Annotated in this window: 16 protein-coding genes; 9 read left to right on the top strand and 7 right to left on the bottom strand. The window is 43.6% G+C overall.

Translation table 11 applies throughout. The features are described 5' to 3' along the window. Positions 1-9: 9 nt before the first annotated feature. The 3 genes from ONB37_09115 (at position 10) to ONB37_09105 (ending at position 4194) form a co-directional block, all read left to right on the top strand. Positions 10-219, top strand: a complete 210-nt coding sequence (locus ONB37_09115; GenBank protein ID MDZ7400308.1) for a sulfurtransferase TusA family protein — start codon at positions 10-12, stop codon at positions 217-219. A gap of 1265 nt (positions 220-1484) precedes the next feature. After that, on the top strand, positions 1485-3818 hold the full coding sequence (locus ONB37_09110) for a TonB-dependent receptor (protein ID MDZ7400307.1): 2334 nt from the start codon (positions 1485-1487) through the stop codon (positions 3816-3818). A 139-nt stretch (positions 3819-3957) separates the two neighbouring features. Then, positions 3958-4194: a hypothetical protein gene (locus ONB37_09105; protein MDZ7400306.1), complete on the top strand. Its 237-nt coding sequence runs from the start codon at positions 3958-3960 to the stop codon at positions 4192-4194. 416 nt (positions 4195-4610) lie between these two features. On the opposite strand, the gene ONB37_09100 is transcribed toward ONB37_09105, so the two are convergent. Continuing rightward, entirely contained in the window at positions 4611-4898 is a 288-nt protein-coding gene (locus ONB37_09100; GenBank protein ID MDZ7400305.1) for a helix-turn-helix transcriptional regulator, read from the bottom strand. A 277-nt stretch (positions 4899-5175) separates the two neighbouring features. Between ONB37_09100 and ONB37_09095 the strand changes: the two genes are divergently transcribed. The 5 genes from ONB37_09095 to ONB37_09075 all read left to right on the top strand — a co-directional run bounded on the left by ONB37_09095 (position 5176) and on the right by ONB37_09075 (position 10520). Then, a complete protein-coding gene (locus ONB37_09095; GenBank protein MDZ7400304.1) occupies positions 5176-6036 on the top strand; it encodes a lysophospholipase in 861 nt (286 codons plus the stop codon). A gap of 296 nt (positions 6037-6332) precedes the next feature. Next, the gene (locus ONB37_09090) at positions 6333-7301 is read left to right on the top strand and encodes an aldo/keto reductase (protein ID MDZ7400303.1); all 969 of its coding nucleotides are present in this window, start codon (positions 6333-6335) and stop codon (positions 7299-7301) included. A 211-nt stretch (positions 7302-7512) separates the two neighbouring features. Then, positions 7513-8223 (top strand): SDR family oxidoreductase, encoded by a 711-nt coding sequence (locus ONB37_09085; protein MDZ7400302.1) that lies wholly within the window; start codon positions 7513-7515, stop codon positions 8221-8223. A 465-nt stretch (positions 8224-8688) separates the two neighbouring features. Beyond that, a complete protein-coding gene (locus ONB37_09080; GenBank protein ID MDZ7400301.1) occupies positions 8689-9117 on the top strand; it encodes a hypothetical protein in 429 nt (142 codons plus the stop codon). A gap of 647 nt (positions 9118-9764) precedes the next feature. Then, entirely contained in the window at positions 9765-10520 is a 756-nt protein-coding gene (locus ONB37_09075; GenBank protein MDZ7400300.1) for a sulfite exporter TauE/SafE family protein, read from the top strand. 72 nt (positions 10521-10592) lie between these two features. Here ONB37_09075 and ONB37_09070 read toward each other — a convergent pair whose 3' ends face one another. The 6 genes from ONB37_09070 to ONB37_09045 form a co-directional block, all read right to left on the bottom strand. Beyond that, entirely contained in the window at positions 10593-10847 is a 255-nt protein-coding gene (locus tag ONB37_09070) for a LysM peptidoglycan-binding domain-containing protein (protein ID MDZ7400299.1), read from the bottom strand. Positions 10848-11265: 418 nt separating this feature from the next. Next, entirely contained in the window at positions 11266-12408 is a 1143-nt protein-coding gene (locus tag ONB37_09065) for a KamA family radical SAM protein (GenBank protein MDZ7400298.1), read from the bottom strand. 25 nt (positions 12409-12433) lie between these two features. After that, positions 12434-12913, bottom strand: coding sequence for a GNAT family N-acetyltransferase (locus ONB37_09060; protein MDZ7400297.1), 480 nt, complete (start codon positions 12911-12913; stop codon positions 12434-12436). After that, on the bottom strand, positions 12900-13919 hold the full coding sequence (locus tag ONB37_09055) for a D-alanine--D-alanine ligase (GenBank protein MDZ7400296.1): 1020 nt from the start codon (positions 13917-13919) through the stop codon (positions 12900-12902). Before ONB37_09055 ends, ONB37_09060 begins: the two co-directional genes overlap by 14 nt. A 58-nt stretch (positions 13920-13977) precedes the next feature. Continuing rightward, positions 13978-15087: a D-alanine--D-alanine ligase gene (locus ONB37_09050; protein MDZ7400295.1), complete on the bottom strand. Its 1110-nt coding sequence runs from the start codon at positions 15085-15087 to the stop codon at positions 13978-13980. Between the two features lie 406 nt (positions 15088-15493). Next, complete coding sequence (locus ONB37_09045) at positions 15494-15988, bottom strand: DUF456 domain-containing protein (GenBank protein ID MDZ7400294.1); 495 nt, start codon at positions 15986-15988, stop codon at positions 15494-15496. Between the two features lie 371 nt (positions 15989-16359). Here ONB37_09045 and ONB37_09040 point away from each other — a divergent pair, with 371 nt between their 5' ends. Beyond that, positions 16360-17283, top strand: a complete 924-nt coding sequence (locus ONB37_09040; GenBank protein MDZ7400293.1) for a PDZ domain-containing protein — start codon at positions 16360-16362, stop codon at positions 17281-17283. The last annotated feature ends 348 nt before the right edge of the window (positions 17284-17631 follow it).

Below are 17631 nucleotides of genomic sequence, written 5' to 3'. Positions count from 1 at the left end.
GGAGTCAATATGAGTCAAATAGTAGATGCCCGAGGGCTGTCCTGTCCCCAGCCCGTGCTGCTCACCAAAAAGGCAGTGGACAAAGGCGAATTCCCTATCGAAGTGATGGTAGATACCGTGACCTCACGAGAAAATGTGCGGCGCATGGCCGAAAATTGGGGCTGCAAAGTGCAGGTGGAGGATTTTGGGGAGGAGTTCAAATTGACTTTAACAAAATGATTGGGCGAGATCGCAGAATTCATTTATTTCATCTTTAAAAAGGCAAATTGGGACGGGCGAAGCTGAGCTTCACTTCTGTAACAAGATGTTGCTTGATGTATTTTGGTATTTTTTTATCGTGCGAATCTTAGTTTTGTGGTTCCGCTATAGCAGGTAAGGCATAAACATCTCACCCGCCCAGTTCTCCATCAAGTATGATATCATAAAAATACCTGAGAATGCGTTGTGCAGCAAATCAATTTGTTCAAACAGTCGTAATACATGCCCCGTGCGAAATATTACTTGTCCTCGTGTAATGCCAATGGTTTGACTTTTCGTATAAACGCCAATGGTATGGCACATGATGGTAGGACGATCCACCAGAAGAAAGAGAATAAATTTCGCAGATTCGCCATAGCTATTCAGAGCATTTGTTATGGTTATTCCGCTATTTCTAACTGATCAATGAGCAAATCCTGCAACGAAGCAGGAGCGGATAGATTTTGCAAGCGCTGCTCAACAGCTTGCTCATAACGCTATCAGCGATCCTGGTAAATCTCGTACCAGCCCGACCATTCCATATACTCCTGAATCTCGTTGGGGTCTTCATCACGCAATTTGCCCTGCTGATAGAGGTGATAAAAGGTTTTAGAAAGCAAACCATACTTCTGCTCGACCCAGCGCAGCGAAGATTCTTTTTAAAAAATAAATGTCTTGCAACAGCCTTTCTGCAATAACTATCTCTTTCTAAACTGGAAGCACCTCAAAATTTGACGGAGCATTTCAATTTTACCCCATTTTTTGCTTCTACCTGTGGCCCTCAACATTTATTTTTCAATTCTCCATTTGAAATTTTTGATTTGAGTTTTGAAAATTTTTTGGTATTTGCCTTTTGCAATTTGAGATTTAATTCATTATCCGTACAGTTCTATCATCCGTGGGAAAATAGGACTAATAAGTATTGATTACCAGAATCATCTGTTAGTTAAACAAGATCATGTATAGATTTTTGGCTATCGAGAGAAAAAGTTAATCCATTTTTTGGGACGAGAAAAAGTATCTATACTTTTTGACTGCAAGTGTTATTTTTGTGATAATGAAATGGAAAGGTTCAAAATCCAAATTTGCAGATTAACAGCTTCCATTCAAATCATAACATCCAATATTATAAAAAATGCCCGATTTCCCCGAAAAAAATGAATCCATTTCCCGATTAATTCATCTAATGAGACAAATAAATCGATCAAAACGGCCAATAGAATCTGTTAATATAGAAAGGATCATCTATGAAACGAATAATAAATTTGCTATTCATTTTGCTTATCTCTTTGCCCACCTACGCCCAACAAACAGGCACCATCACTGGCAAAGTGGTCGATGCGAAGACCAAGCAGCCGCTGGTGGGCGCTAATGTGGTCATTCTGGATACCGATCGAGGCGCAGCCACTGATTTGCAAGGAATTTACGTGATCAATAATGTGCCAGTGGGAACCTATCGCTTGAGATTCATGTACATCGGCTACAATAACGTTTTGAAAACAGACATCGTGGTCAAGACGGCGGCGCCAACTTATGTGAATGCCGAACTGGAAGAAACGGCGATCGAAGGCAGCGAGGTGACAGTGACGGCGGGCTATTTCGTTGAGGAGCAGAAAATCCAGCCCAGCACTATTGGGCTGAGCCGTGAAGAGATTCGGCGCTTCCCTGGCGGATTCGAGGATGTGGTGCGCACAGTTTCCACCCTGCCTGGCGTTGCCATCAATGCAGCGGGCGGCAGAAATGACCTGCTGGTGCGAGGCGGCGGGCCGTCGGAAAATTTGTACATCATCAATAACATCGAAGTGCCCAATATCAATCACTTCGGCTCCCAGGGCAATAGCAGCGGCAGCCTGAGCTTTGTCAATCTCGATTTTGTGGAAGATGTGAGCTTTTCCACAGGTGGATTTGGTGCTCAGTATGGCGATAAAATGTCGTCGGTGCTGTCGCTCAATCTGCTCAACAAAATCCCTGAAAATTTCGAGAGCAAGCTGACTATTTCCGCCACTCAATACGGCTTCAATTTTGAGAAACCGTTCAAAGACAATGGCAACCTGATTTTCTCAGCTCGAAAAAGCTATCTCGATCTGATCTTCAAGGCAGCGGGATTGGCATTTGTGCCTGTTTATACCGATTTCAATATCATTTTCAGCTATGATCTTTCGCCCAGGGACAAGCTATTTTTCCTGGGACTTTCGGCCATTAATAGCGTAGATCGGGATCAAAGCTCGCTGGAGAATCGGGTGCGCAATGCGGGCTTGCTGGACAATTCGCAATACCAGGGCATTTCAGGGTTGAACTATCGCCGCCTGCTGAACAGCGGTTTTCTCGATGTGACGCTCAGCTCCAACCTGTTCCGCTACCGTTTCAGCCAGATCGATGAGAACGAGCGAGAGTATTTCAAAAGCGATGCCGATGAATGGGAGTACAGCGCCAAGGTGCAGCACTCCTGGGTCGCATCGAATCGGCTGGGCGTGAAAAGCGGGCTTTCGGCCAAGTTTATCCGCAACGATAACACCACCAGTTTTGCCGATACCATTTACGACCGCAGCGGCAATCGCATCCCTGTGGCGCTGCTCGGCGTGGATCCGCTGATCCAGACCGATGCCAGGGCTCAGAAGTATGCCGCCTTCGTGGAGGCTGACTGGCTGGCGCATCCACGCTTGAATTTGAATTTCGGCGTGCGGGCTGATTATTATCAGTTTTTGAATGATGGGCTCTACCTGGCGCCCAGGGCTTCGTTGAAATATAAGCTGGCGGAAAAGCATTCGCTGCGAGCCAGCGGCGGCGTCTATTATCAATCGCCTTCGTATGTCTGGGTGGTCAATCCGTTCAATAAAAATTTGAAAGCGCTGCAGAATCGCATGGCTGTGGTTGGCTATGATTATCTGGTCCGAAATGATGTGCGGCTATCGCTGGAGGGCTATTACAAAAAGTACAGCCATCTGCCCAGCGGTATCGTGCCAGGCAAAACCGATTATATCGTGCTGACCAATACAGGCACAGGGTTTGGCGGCAGAGAGGATGATTTTCAATCCTTCGGCTATTACGACCTGACCTCGATGGCGACGGGACAGTCGTATGGCGCAGAATTGTTGCTGCAGAAGAAATTCTCTGATATTCCGCTGTACGGCATTTTCAGCCTTACCTACAGCAAGTCCAAAGTGACAGCAAATAATGGCATCACCTATCCTGGGCAGTATGACCAGCGGGTGATTCTCAATCTATCGGGCGGCTATATTTTCAACTCCAAATGGGAAGTGGCAACCAAGTTCCGCTATTACACAGGCGTGCCCTACACGCCCATCTACCGTCCCACTGAAAATCCAGGCAACCCAGGTTCGATCGTGAATCTGCCTGATGAATATTTATCCGCCCGATTGAGACCAGGCCATCACCTGGATCTTCGAGTCGATCGCTATTTCAACTTCCGCAACTGGACCTTGATCGTTTATCTCGATATTCAAAATATCTACAACTACAAAATCCCGCAGCGTCCGTCCTACGATTTCTGGGAGAACCGAATCAGAACCAGCAGCGATATTGGGATTTTGCCGTCGGTGGGGGTGAGTTTGGAGATATAGGTTGGATTTTTTTGAACCGCAAAGGGCAAAGACGCAAAGGAAATATTTATTGATTTATTGGTTCAAATATGTTATATTTAATCATAGAAAGTCTCGAAAATGACTCATCGTTAATCTTAAAAAACGACAGGTGCTAAATATGAGTACAGTAGCTGAAAATAATTTAACCATTCCCATCGATGAAATGATCGATAAATTAGAACCGCTGTTGCGGAGAGTCGTTCGGGAAGAACTCGAGCGAGTGATCGAAGAAAAAGGCAACATTTTTCATCTTGAGCCTGAAATGCCCCTTTACCAGGATATGGAGGAGATCCTTCTAAGAAAAAAAGCAGGTAAAATAGAATTATACTCTGAGGAAGAAGTCTGGAATGGGTGAGTATGAAGCGATTATATGAATTTATCTAGCCAATGCGTTTCCCCCACTTTTCTTTTTGGCGACTAATCCAACCTGTATGCCCCGCATCTCCAGCGAAACGCTGCACTTATTTTGCGCAAGCTAAAAAATCAATGAGAAACAGTAAAGCGAGTTTATTCAGTCATCATACCAATGCCAGACGCCGTGCAACCTGCGGCAAAATGAGGTTTATTATCGTATGTTGCTAATAATATAGCACCATTTTTTTTTTATGTGTTAAGGCATTTTTAAAATTGTTGTGAAATCGGAATGATTTTTTTCACCGCTGAGGCGCAAAGGCGCCAGGGAAATTACAAATAATAAATGCTCAAAATACAAACAAATTTCAATAGTCAATGATCAATTTCCAAATGAATCAGCATTATCTTTGATTGAGTTCAATTCTGAACAAGCCTGATTTCCAACCGATAGCCCAATACCTCCACATATTTCTTTAAAGTAGCTAACGAGGGCGAATCTTTGCCACTGGTCAGGGAAGACTCCAGACGAGCGATGGCAGGAGGTTTCGTGCTAATACGCTCGGCAATCTCTGCCTGAGTCAAACCTGCTTCTTTTCGAGCTGAAAGCAGAGCTTTTAGCAGGGTAAATTCAGGCTCAAGCGCTTCGTATTGAGCTTTAACGCTTGATCTATTCAATGCTGTTCTTTTTAATTCATCGTGAGTCATGTTTTTTTCTTCATTCTGGTGCTAATATGACAAATATGTGATGGTAAAGCAAAGAAAAAATTTTCTAAAATATATTGTTTGCTTGTGTCATTATTGACAGAAGATATCGGTTGATAAAATGAGCGAATTGGGCGAATCCAATTATAGGTTGCGGCATCTTAATTGTAGTAGCTGAAAGCCTTAAGTTCATTTTAAGTGTCTTTCATCTGAAATGCTTATAATGAACGAACTTTCAATTTTTCAACCGTGAGGGTTCATCAAAACAAAGGATCTATAAATGAGCAAAAAATTATTAGCTGTCGTTATCTTATTTTTGCTGTTCGGTTCTTGCACTACCATCAAATTGACGGAAAAAGAAGCATTTGATGTGAAGCGGACGATCAGCCCTGAATATTTCAAGGGCAGTCGCTTTGAATTGGAAGAGATTAAGATCCCAACCGCTGACAGTTTGAGTTTAAGCGGCTGGTTCATTCAAAATCCCAAGGCTAAGGGGATGGTGCTATACTTTGGCGGCAATGGGTTTGTGATGGTGACATCATTTCATATTATTAGGGCCATAATCGATCAAAACGTGAATTTATTGGTGTTCGATTATCGGGGTTATGGGCAGAATGATGGTATCCCGAGTGTGACGGGTCTAAAAATGGATGGGTTAGCAGCGTATGATTTTTTGGCTCGGGAGAAAAAGATTATGCCCGAAAATTTAATTATCCACGGCCATTCGCTGGGATCGTTCATTGCTGCATTCGTTGCCAATGAACGACCAGCGGCGGGATTGGTGCTGGAATGCCCTGTAACCGATGCGAAAGATTGGACAAGCAGGCTGGTGCCGTGGTTTCTAAAGCCTTTGGTAAGATTCGAAATCGAGCCTGCGCTGCTGGAAAATAGCAATGTGAAGCGTCTCGCTACTATTGAAACGCCGCTGCTGATCCTGGCAGGCGGGAACGATCAGATTACCCCCTCTGGAATGGCGGAAAAATTGTTCCAGATAGCGAAATCGAGCGATAAGCAGTTGAAGATCATCGCTGATGGCGGGCATAATAACCTGCCTCAGAAGGAGGAATATAAGGCGGCGTTAGCTGGATTTTACGAGAAGATTTTTGGGAAGGAAAAATGGGGTAGGGGAGTGATGGAGTAATGGAGTAGGGGAGTAATGGAGTAATGGAATGGTGGAATTCTTCAATAGCATCATTCCAAAGTATTATTGTTTGGTTGTTCTTAAAATAACTTGTATTTGCTTATCCTCATCTCGAACAATTTGTCATTCCGACCGAAGGGAGGAATCTTTCCCTATAAACTCGTGCGAATTTCGCAAGGCTTGGAGTTTTCAGATTTCTCGCTTCGCTTCGAAATGACAAAAAGATGGACTATGATAACAATTTTAACATAATCTTGAAACACTTGTACATTGTGAAAAAATGGGAGAAAATAAATATGAGCTTGGTAGCACTTGGGAAGTCAAATATAAAAATTACGCCCATTGGTCTGGGGTGCTGGCAATTTTCTGAAGGCAAGGGTTTTGCGGGCAAATATTGGGGTGCTGTTGAGGAGCAGACCATGATCGATATTGTGCGGGCGACGTTGGAAGGGGGTATCACCTGGTTCGACACGGCTGAGGCGTATGGCTGGGGCAGCAGTGAGGCGGCGCTGGCTCGTGCGTTGAAGGCGCTAGGCAAAGCCGATGGTGATGTGGTGATTGCGACGAAGTGGATGCCTGTTTTTCGCACGGCTCGCTCAATCATTCGAACCATTGATGATCGGTTGAAAAATCTGAATGGATTTCACATCGACCTGCATCAAATTCATGCGCAGTATGGCTCGTTTTCTTCGTTGCACAAACAACTTGATGCCATGGCGCAGTTGGTACGGGAAGGAAAAATTCGCACCATCGGAGTGAGCAATTTCTCCGCCAAGGCCATGCGCAAAAGCTACGAATATCTGGCTCAGCAAAATATTCCACTGGTCTCCAATCAAATGGAGTACAATTTGTTGAATCGGCGCATCGAATCGAACGGCGTGCTGGAGACGGCGAGGGAACTGGGCATCACCATTATCGCCTATTCGCCGCTGGCGCAGGGAATTTTATCTGGCAAATTTCACGAGAACCCCGACCTGATCAAAGCGAGCAAAGGTTGGCGGCGATTTCGACCCGAGTTTCAAAAACGAGGACTGGCAAAAACAGCGCCTGTGATCGAGGAATTGAAACGAATCGCTAGCAAACATAACGCTACTGCATCCCAGGTGGCGCTGCGCTGGTTGATCCAGTTTCATGGCGACACGGTGGTGGCCATTCCAGGTGCGACCAAAGTGAAACAGGCACAGGAGAATGCGAGCGTGCTGCACTTCCAGCTCGATCAGGAAGATTTGATGAAATTGGATGAGGTCTCTCGGTCATTCCTGTAAAAGAGATGAGCTTATGACTCAATTTTTGCAATATATTTTGGCAATATGATTATGATGTGAAAATTGTCTGTCACTTAAATCGAGGCAGGGTCTGTTGTTCCGTTTAGGTGGCAAAATTAAAGATGCCTGCATTCACAGGCATGACAGCGGCAATTGCAAGTAGTTTAATTTTGATGAAATAAATCATTTGAAATTTTTTGGAGGAATTGGATTGAATCAGAAACATTATTTGATCATTGGCGGCAGCTCGGGGATCGGGCTGGCTATCACTCAAAAATTGGCTGAGCAGGGGCATGAGGTTTATGTTGGCTCTCGAACCGCTGATAAAATTCCAGTTATCAAAAATATTCACCATTTTAAATTCGACGTTTTGAATGATCAATTACCTGAAGATCAACTCCCAGAGGTGCTGAACGGAGTTGTTTATTGCCCAGGCACTATCAACCTTCGACCGTTTCGACAATTGAAAGAAGAAGATTTTTTAACTGATTTTAAGATCAATGCGCTGGGTGCGGTGAAGACCATTCAAGGGACATTGAATCGCATGAAAAAAGTTGAGCAGACTGCATCAATCGTATTGTTCAGCACCGTGGCGGTACAGACAGGCATGTCGTATCATGCCTCGATCGCCAGCGCCAAAGGGGCAGTGGAGGGCTTGACCCGTTCGCTGGCCGCAGAATTGGCGCCGAAAATTCGGGTGAATTGCATCGCTCCTTCGCTCACCGATACACCGCTGGCAGCTCGTCTGTTAGGCAGTGAGGAAAAGCAACAAGCAGCGGCTGAACGCCATCCATTAAAAAGGTTCGGTCAGCCAGAGGACATCGCCAACCTGGCTTGCTTCTTATTAAGCGATGAGTCAAGCTGGATCACAGGGCAGGTGCTGCATGTCGATGGAGGCATGTCTTCGGTGAGGTTATTTTAGAAAGTTGATCCCTGTTATAGAGAATGGTTGGTGGTTTGTGAGGAAAATTAGTAACGAGAATTAAACTCGTTATTGGATATTTGAAATCGGATATTGAAGATTATGATCGAGCTATAAGAATTTAAGCCTAAGATGGGGGAGATGGTTTTGTAATTGGTGCCTGAACGGAAACCAGTAAAATTTGTCATTCCGATCGGAGGCGGGGAATCTGGATATCCCAATAAATTAGAGCATTACCCAGATTCCTCTCCACCAGTTGGCGGATCGGAATGAGAAAACTAGAGTTTTCGTTCAAACACTAATTAGATACTTTGTCATGCCTGCGAATGCAGGCACCCCACCCCATTTCGCAAGGGGGATTCCTGCATACGCAGGAATGACATGATGCTTTTGGAAATTCGCCAAAGAAATATTGATATGATATCTACTGTGCAATCTAAAGTCGATAATTCAGGAGAAAATGACATGAAATCCACTCCGTTCAATCCTGAAACCGATCTGGCGCCAATTCCATTTACGGAAGAGGTTTGTCTGGCGGCTAAAGAGATGAAAGAAAGGGGACTGAAATGGCAGCCGCATGTCGGTTGTTTTGTGTGGGATGAGAAACGGCTGATCGAGGTTTCGTCACCGTTTCCCAATCGCATCTATTTTATTTTGAATCTTGGTCATTTTTTAAAACGATTTGAAACCGTCGAAAATATTGCCGAGCAACTGGTCTGGTTGCCCACCTGGCAGCAGGCGCGGCTGATAGCCAACCAAATCGGTATTTCGAAGGAACAAATAATGCGACGAATAGAGGGATCTACATCAAATGAAGTTGGAAATGAATTAATTGAGCTATATAATCTAATTAGCGAGAAGTTATCGAGATCAGAGACACTTGAGAATAAATAAATTTTCATTTCATAACATTTGGCATCGGCTCTGGAATAATAATGAGCATCGCTCAGTTGATGGAATTCAGAAATGCTGATTTTCTTTGCTAGCAGCTAACGCGTTTATTGACCTAATATTGGAAAGACCAAAAAGATTTTCAGGCGTCAAGTTTCTGAAGGGCGGAGGGCTGCTTTTTCGTCGATATTCTGGCAGTGGATCCCTAAAACCTGAAAAGCAGCTTTTCAATCCCTTAAGTCAATAATCCACACTTTATGCTCGAAGCAAAAATAGGTCTTTCTAATTTTGATAGAAAAGTGAGGAATCTAACCATTTCAAAGCTCGTTTCCCCTGTTAATATCCATCCTATTGTGATGAATTGTTCTTATGTGATTAGCATTTAAATTTTATCAATAGCTCCTCAAATCGCATGAGATAGATGTGCGGCTCCTTTTCCCACGTAATATGAAATCCGAAGCTATCAAAAATGATTGAGACATATCTATTTTTTCATTCGATCATGGGATTTAAAAATTATAATTTATAATAATAGTCGCTTCATGTGCTCAACCGATTGAAAAATTTTGATTGAATTTTTATCAAATAATTCATATTATCCCTGAAAAATGTTTTCAAATTTAGATTCTTGAGAGGTAACTTCTTATTTTATGGCCGAAATTCTGAAACTTGTGGGCTTATTCAGCGCTGGGGTCGTCGCTGGATTTATCAACATCATGGCAGGTGGGGGATCGACAATAACGCTTCCGTTTCTGATATTTTTAGGACTAGATAGCGCATTAGCCAATGGCACTAATCGAATCGCGGTTTTCGTTCAAAATATTGCAGCGGTGGTTTCATTCAAACAAGCGAAATATTCGCAATTCAAGCTAAGTATCAAATTATCTCTTTGGACATTACCTGGGGGGATCCTCGGTGCGATTGCCGCTGTGAAGATCAGCAATGAACTATTTCAAAAAATCCTGGGGATCGTTATCATTGGAATTATGATCACACTTTTTTTCCCGCGATTCACGAGAAATTCAGATAATAATTCAGGAAAAGATCTTTTTAATCCCTGGCTATTTTACTCTGTTATGTTAGCGATTGGTTTTTATGGAGGATTTATACAAGCAGGGGTTGGCTTTTTGATCATGGCGGCATTGCTCCATCTTATGCATCTTGATCTGGTCAGAGTCAATATGCATAAGGTATTTATCGTTTTCATGTTCACTTTGCCAGCCATCATCGTTTTTATTATCACAAACAATGTAAAATGGGGCTATGCGATTGTCCTATCGGCTGGCAATGCCATTGGAGGCTGGTGGTCTGCAAAGGTTTCTGTTAAGAAGGGCGAACGGGTGATTCGAATCGTCCTCTTAATTGCGATGTTTCTCATGGCGATGAAATTATTGAACATTTTTTAAGCTGAATTTACATCGCATGATGAACCAATAAGGTTCAGATCTCAATAGGCACTGATTAGGATAAAAATGACATCACTCTGTGAGCGGTTCGTTGATTGGAATGAGAATTGTTTGCCCAGGTTGAACTTGATCCCAATTTTCAATCCCATTTGCCTTCAAGATACTGATCTGATCCGTTTTATATTGTATGGCTAAGTCTTGAAGCGTTTCACCATTCTTCAGAACATGCCGCTCCACCCTTAGGGCGATCTGTCGGGCTTGCTCTGGATCGCTTTGTCTGGAGGGAGTTGGTCTTGAGTGAGTGTTTTGGTTTAATGTCTTTCTCAACGCAGCAACGCTCCGCAAATCTTGCTGCGTTTTTTTTGCATCGCAATTTACGAAAGCGGTCAGTACCAACAAAAAAATCGCGCATTTTTTCAATAAAAAAAGAAATCTGGCTTTACAAAATCTCATAAGATGTCCGTGCAAAGGTTGCTTGATCAAATGAAAAATTCAATTTCTGAGATCAAATATATCCAAGTGAGAGCAAAATTGCAAATGAATAATGGATTTTATCAATAAATTAATTGGCTGGATCAGGAGCGGTAAGGATTGATCGTCCGCTCCTGACCAGTTCCAAATGTAAAACCTGTTTCGTTTATGAAGCCTCAGACAAGCGTTAGCTTCGTGGTGATCAATTTATAATGAATCGGGTGGATGTATTATGGGATGGGGGACGAACATGATTTTCAGCCAAATGGCATTTTTACACCATCGATGTTTCATCCAAATCTAACAGTGGGCAGGTTGGGCCATTCGATTTAGGGTCAGTGATGAGCTGTTCTGGCCTATCGTGCTTGCCATTGGTTTCTTTCGGCTGGGTGTAGCGAAAGATCTTGCCCTGATAGTTGCGCATGACCACTTCCTCATCAGTGATCTTTACGACATATTCGGGCAGAAGGGGGATTTTTCCGCCGCCGCCAGGGGAATCGATGACAAAATGAGGCACTGCTAATCCAGAGGTCCAGCCGCGGATTGCCTGAATAATTTCCAGTCCTTTCTCGACTCGCGTTCGGAAGTGTTCTGTGCCATAAACGTAGTCAGCTTGATAGATGTAGTAAGGCCGTACTCGGGCCATAAGCAGTTTTTGCATCAATTTTTTCATGACCTGAGGGTCATCATTCACTCCTTTAAGCAGCACAGTTTGGCAACCGAGTGGGATGCCCGCATCTGCCAAGCGACCCAGGGCTTTCACGGCGATTGGCGTAAGCTCATCTGGATGATTGAAGTGGACATTCATATATAACGGGTGAAATTTTTTCAACAGATTGGCTAATTTTGCAGTAATCCTTTGCGGGAGGAAACAAGGGACACGGGTCCCGATGCGGATGATCTCGACATGCGGGATCCGCCTCAGCTTGTGAAGGATATATTTCAGCCAATCGTCACTGAGCAATAATGGATCTCCCCCAGACATAATGACATCTCTGATTTCCGAGTGCTTTTCTATATAATCAATTCCTTCATCGATGAATTTCGGGTTGATTTGAGTTGGATCGCCGACCTTGCGCTTTCGGGTACAAAAGCGGCAGAACGACGCACAATCATGCGATACCAGAAATAGGCATCGGTCGGGATAGCGATGGACGATGCTTTTCACCGGGGAATCCCGATCTTCAGCTAATGGGTCAAAAAACAATCCATGATCATCCAACTCTCTTAAGTCCGGAACCACTTGTTTGTAAATTGGATCGCCTTTTTCTTTAATCAGTGACAGATAATATGGGTTTATTTTTATGTCAAATTCATTTTGAATTTTTTCAACATCAGCCAAAGGAATATCGAATCGTTCGGCAATTTCCTTTGCGCTCGTCAAACTTTTTTGCAGAATTCTCTGCCAGGTGTCCATAATAAAAAAAATCCTCCTATGTTGGTTATTTGAGCCTTTTTACAAATATCAGCCGATCATCTCCGACTCGATAGAAATCCTTGATTCTGGCCTCTATCTGATAGCGATTCCTCAAATAAAAGTCCTGCGTCGGTTTATATTTCGGCTGGGATGATGTTTCAATGATAATCATGCGACCGTTGTGGAGCATGACCTGTTGTTCGGTAAAATTTAATAATGCTTTTCCAACCCCTTGCTGCTGCATGGCCGGGGAAACTGCGATCCAATATAAATCAAAAGTCCCGTCAGTGGCAGGCGTAGGGCCGTAACATACGTATCCAACGACCTCCTTCCGTTCATTTGTTGCGACGTAAATGATATAATCTTTTTGCTCATTATTTGTCAAATAAATATCGATTAATTCCAAAGCCACATCCAGCTCGGCTGCTGTGAACATATCGGTTTGTTCAAGAATGCGCGATACTGCTGTGCGATCTTCGGCGATCATTTTTCTAATTTCGATCATTTGATTTCCTCTTTAACGCTTCAATAATTAATTGTTCCACAAAATCGTTATAGCTGATCCCAAAGGCCTTTAACGCTCTTACGAAACCCGCTTCTGAGGAGATATCAGGATTGGGATTATATTCCAGAACGAAGATATTTCCGTCCGCATCGACTCGGGTATCGATCCGGCCATAATCACGACCGCCTAAGATCTCATATACTTGTAGCGCTATTTGCTCTAAACGGAGCTTAAGTTCAATCGTAATGTTTGCTGGACAGATGGCCGGCGTTTTTTGATACAGCGGATGATCTATCAGCCATTTAGCTTCGTAGCCCGTAATGTGCGGCGCTGTTGTCCCCAATTCGTCAAAGCTGATTTCAGAAATAGCGAGAGCCCGAGGCGGATCATTCCCTAAAATGCTGATATTAAATTCACGTCCATCAATAAACTGTTCCACCAGGATCGGTTGTTGATATTTCATTAAGAGGTCACCAACCCGTTGCTTCAGCTCATCAAAATTATAAAGGATGGCAGCTCCCTGCTCGATTCCAAGGCTGGCGTCCTCGCGAGAGGGCTTGGCGATGACTGGATAGTCCAGACCACATGCTTCGGGCATTTTGAGGAAAACCTCATAGGGCGGCGTGAGAATCTGCGCTGATTGAAAAAGCCTCTTGGCGAGTACTTTATCCTGAGCCAATCCTAAAGTCAATGGAGGATTGCCAGTGTAAGGGATTCCTAGCAGTTCCCATAACGCTGCGAGATACATCTCGTTCTGAGCTCTTCCATGAAATCCCTCGCAAAGGTTGAAAATCAAATCCGGGCCGAATCGGTCGATTTTGCTCAAAATCTGGTCCAGGTTTTTGGCAGCGAGATAGGCAGGCACATGGCCCAATTTTAAAATTGCCTGATAAACTGCTTCCGCTTCATCCTTAACCCCTGCTTCGGAGATATAATCGAGATCATATCCCGGGCGTTTGATCGGCTCATTGTAAGCAATTAGAATTTTCAATTTCCTATTTTTCAATTTAAATGAATCCAACGAAATCGCGTTCTTTTTCAATTTTTCAAATTTGATTGAGTTCTCAGATGCCGTACCGTTTTCGGGCAAACTCGATCACTTTATTGATCATGGCATCATAGCTATATCCTTTCGTGCGGGCTGCCTTCGGGAAACAAGAATTTTCTTCAGGGTTGGGCAAAATACCAGGCAATGGATTCAACTCTAAAATATGCGGTATACCCTGCCGGTCCATACGAATATCAATGCGGCACCAATCTTTGATGTCCATCGCCCGATAGGCATCGCGTGCTATGGCCTCGATATTACGGCGCTGCAAATGGGTCAAATTCGCTGGGCATTGGAATATTTCCAGCGGCTTTTCGGGCTTATCCCAAACCCATTTGGCTTCATAAGAATAAATTGGACGTGCGCCGGATGGCAGATCGTCGTATTTGATCGAGATGATCGGCAGGACTTCGACATCGGGCCAATTGCCCCAGATTGCTACCGTGAATTCGTCTCCATCTAAAAATTGTTCAATCATTACCGGCTCATTATATCTTTCGAAACATCGCTCGATCTGTATTCGGGCCTGGTCTGCGTCATCCACAACCGAATCATTGAACACCCCTTTGCTACTTCCCTCGGCCACCGGTTTGATGATGGCCGGGAAGTCGAAATCCCATAGATCAACGTCTTGCATTGAATAGAACACCCGAAATTTTGGGGTGGGGATCGAATAATAGTTCAGGATCTGTTTTGTTCGTGCTTTATTCAAACATAGCGCCAGGGTCAACGGATCGGAACCCGTATATGGTATGCCGAGCCGTTCGCAAACGAGTGGGATGAAAGATTCTCGAAAATCGCCGAACAATCCCTCAACAATATTGAAAACCAAATCAGGTTGGATTTCAGCTAAATTTTTCAGTGCATCATCGTCGCCTTCGATTCCGATCACTTCATGTCCAGCACTGCGGATTGCCTCCATCACCGCATGAATCGTCTCCGGCGAATCCCCCTCTGCAAAAAAATCTTCCGGGATCGAGTCCGATTTTGATCTTTGCCTCCTTTGTCGCTGATATTCCCTCAAAAGGCCTTCTTTGCTACTGTATGCTACCACAATTTTCAACGTCAACTGTTCCTTTCCCTTCACTTTTTCTTTGATGAATTTTTTTGCAATTTTTAAGGCCATTGACAATGGCTATATTCGAACGCTTCATGGAATTGCTAAAATTTTTAAATTGCCTATTGTAACAATCATCGTGCCAAAAAATTAATCGTTTGAAATTTAATTAATTAAAACAAGCGCAATTTTAAAACCGGAATCTAAAGTTCCGAAAAAGGGGCAGATTGCTCTCAAAAATTTCGCATCTGAATGCTGAAATTATTCCATGATAACCCGAATGAAGCATCAAAGAGAATTGGTGGTTCAATTTCACCAAAAAATTATAAATAATCATGAACCTGAAATCATATGGTTTAGATGAGGCAAAAGCAAAATAAGCCAAGGCAGAATTTCATGTTCTGATTTTTATTTTCATTCCTTATGTTCGTGAGAAGGCGAGTCGGATTTGAGCGGGGTATAAATGTTTAAGAGATCAAAGACGAATCAAAGCCACAATGAAATAATATGCCATGACGCTCACAACGATGAGTTTTAAAATGGTCCCTAATAAGGTTCCAAGGAATACACCTATTCCAGCTTTAAAGGCTGATGATGTCGCTTTGCCTGCAATCATTTCTGCGATCACGGCACCAAGAAACGCGCCGAGGATCATTCCTAAAGGTGGAAGATAAAGGATTCCAAAAAGCATCCCCAGGATTGATCCCCAAATTCCCCATTTCGAGGCGCCATATTTTTTGGCACCCAAAACAGGGATGAAATAATCCATGGCCGTAACAACTACGGTCATTCCAAGCATGATAAAGATCAAATTTCCAGTTAGAGGGGGCGAGAAGTCCGAGACGATCGCGATGAGGAGCAACGCAATGAAACTCAAAGGTGGTCCCGGAAGCGCTGGGATGATACATCCAAGAAAACCCAAAAAGATTAAGACTGAACCAATAATTGCAGCAATTATAAGCCACATCATTCTACCTCGAAAATTGAATTGATAAATGTTGAGGCCGAATATAATCTTATTTTTCAACAGATGCAACTGCAATTTTTAAGCAACAGAGTTCCATTCTTGATGATGGTATTCCATAAAACTTTTTTTGGGGTGCAGCAGTCTTGATATTTAGCCAGAGATGATTAGTGGCGATTGAGCAAATTGAATCAGTAGGTCCATGGATCTCAGCAGAATATCAAATCACTGCAAGGATCCTTTTCATCTGAAGAGGAGTCTGCAAGACATTTTCTCAGCATTGATGAGATTGCACGCCGCGACCTGGCGATTCAGATTGGGATGATTTTAATTTGCAGAAGCTCGTTCGTAGTTCGAACCAATGGAGGTGATTAGCAATGAAAAGATTCAATTCAATATGGATGATAGGCCTCATTCTATTTTTGATAGCTGTGCTGACAGTGTCAGGGGCTATACAGTTAATGGGCGCGGAAAAAGAAGCGAAAAAGAAAGGCTATTTGGGTGTCGTAACCCAGGAGCTGACTCGTCACCAAAAAAAGGCCCTGAAGGCAGATTTTGGTGTCGTGATTACTGAAATTGAGCCAAATAGTCCTGCCGAGCGCGATGGTTTGATGGAGGATGATGTCATTCAGTGGGTGAACGATGTGAAGATCACAAGATCGAGCACGTTGGTCCGAGTGGTTCGAGGCCTCCAGCCAGGGGAAAAGGCAAAGATTGTCGTTATTCGTGATGGCAAAGAGAAAACCATCACGGTGACGATTGGTCGAGCAAGACGTTCAGAAAGCGATATGTTTTTCTTTCCGAATCCGAGAAATTTCTTCGGAGGGTATCGAACCAATCGTGCTTATCTCGGGGTTCAGCTTCATGAGATCAACGAAGACCTGGCTCAATATTTTGGCGTCCAAGCTGGGGAAGGAGTATTGATCCTTGACGTTATCAAGGATAGTCCTGCCCAGAAAGCTGGATTAAAATCTGGTGATGTCATCGTGAAAATTGACGGTGAGTCAGTCGCGACGCCGAGAGATGTTCAAGAGATTATTGCAGAATACGAAGAAGATGATGATGTCTCTTTTGAGATCATTCGGCAGAATAAAAAGCAAAGCCTAACCATTACGCTTGGAACAAGGGAAGACGAGGAATCCACCATTATTATTCCTAAGCGAATGATTCGCGAATTTCGATGGCGCGGGAACCCAGAAAGATCAATTGAGTTGTGGCTGCCCGAGCTTCTGCCAGAACAGAAAGATCAGGAGATCATCATAAAAAAGAAGGTGATGACTGATTCCAAGCAGAGAATCTGAAACATCCCTCCCAGCGAAAGCTCCCCGCGGCCATGGAAGTATTCCGCCGTGGGGAGTTTTCGTTTTGTCCCTATCAGATCGCTTTGCGGAAAATTTGTTCCAAAAAATTTGATTCCTCCCTTATCGCTGTCTCCCGTCTCGTACGAAAAAATGAAATCCCATGCTTGTTGAAAAGCTCAGCCTTTCCATCCACTGGAAAAAATTTGCAGGATTCAGTCTTGATCCCCAAAGCGAATCGATAAATGTTAAGTTTCCTGAATGTATCAGTTTTGGCTTGACTTTTATACCGGGTTGTCATATTTTTTCGGCGGCCTGAACCAGGGGCCAGAGCATAATTTTTCAGATTCC

It is taken from the genome of candidate division KSB1 bacterium, from assembly GCA_034506395.1.
Taxonomy (GTDB): domain Bacteria; phylum Zhuqueibacterota; class Zhuqueibacteria; order Thermofontimicrobiales; family Thermofontimicrobiaceae; genus Thermofontimicrobium.
Note: the sequence above shows the minus strand (reverse complement) of the source record. Positions and strands in the feature narration are given on the sequence as shown.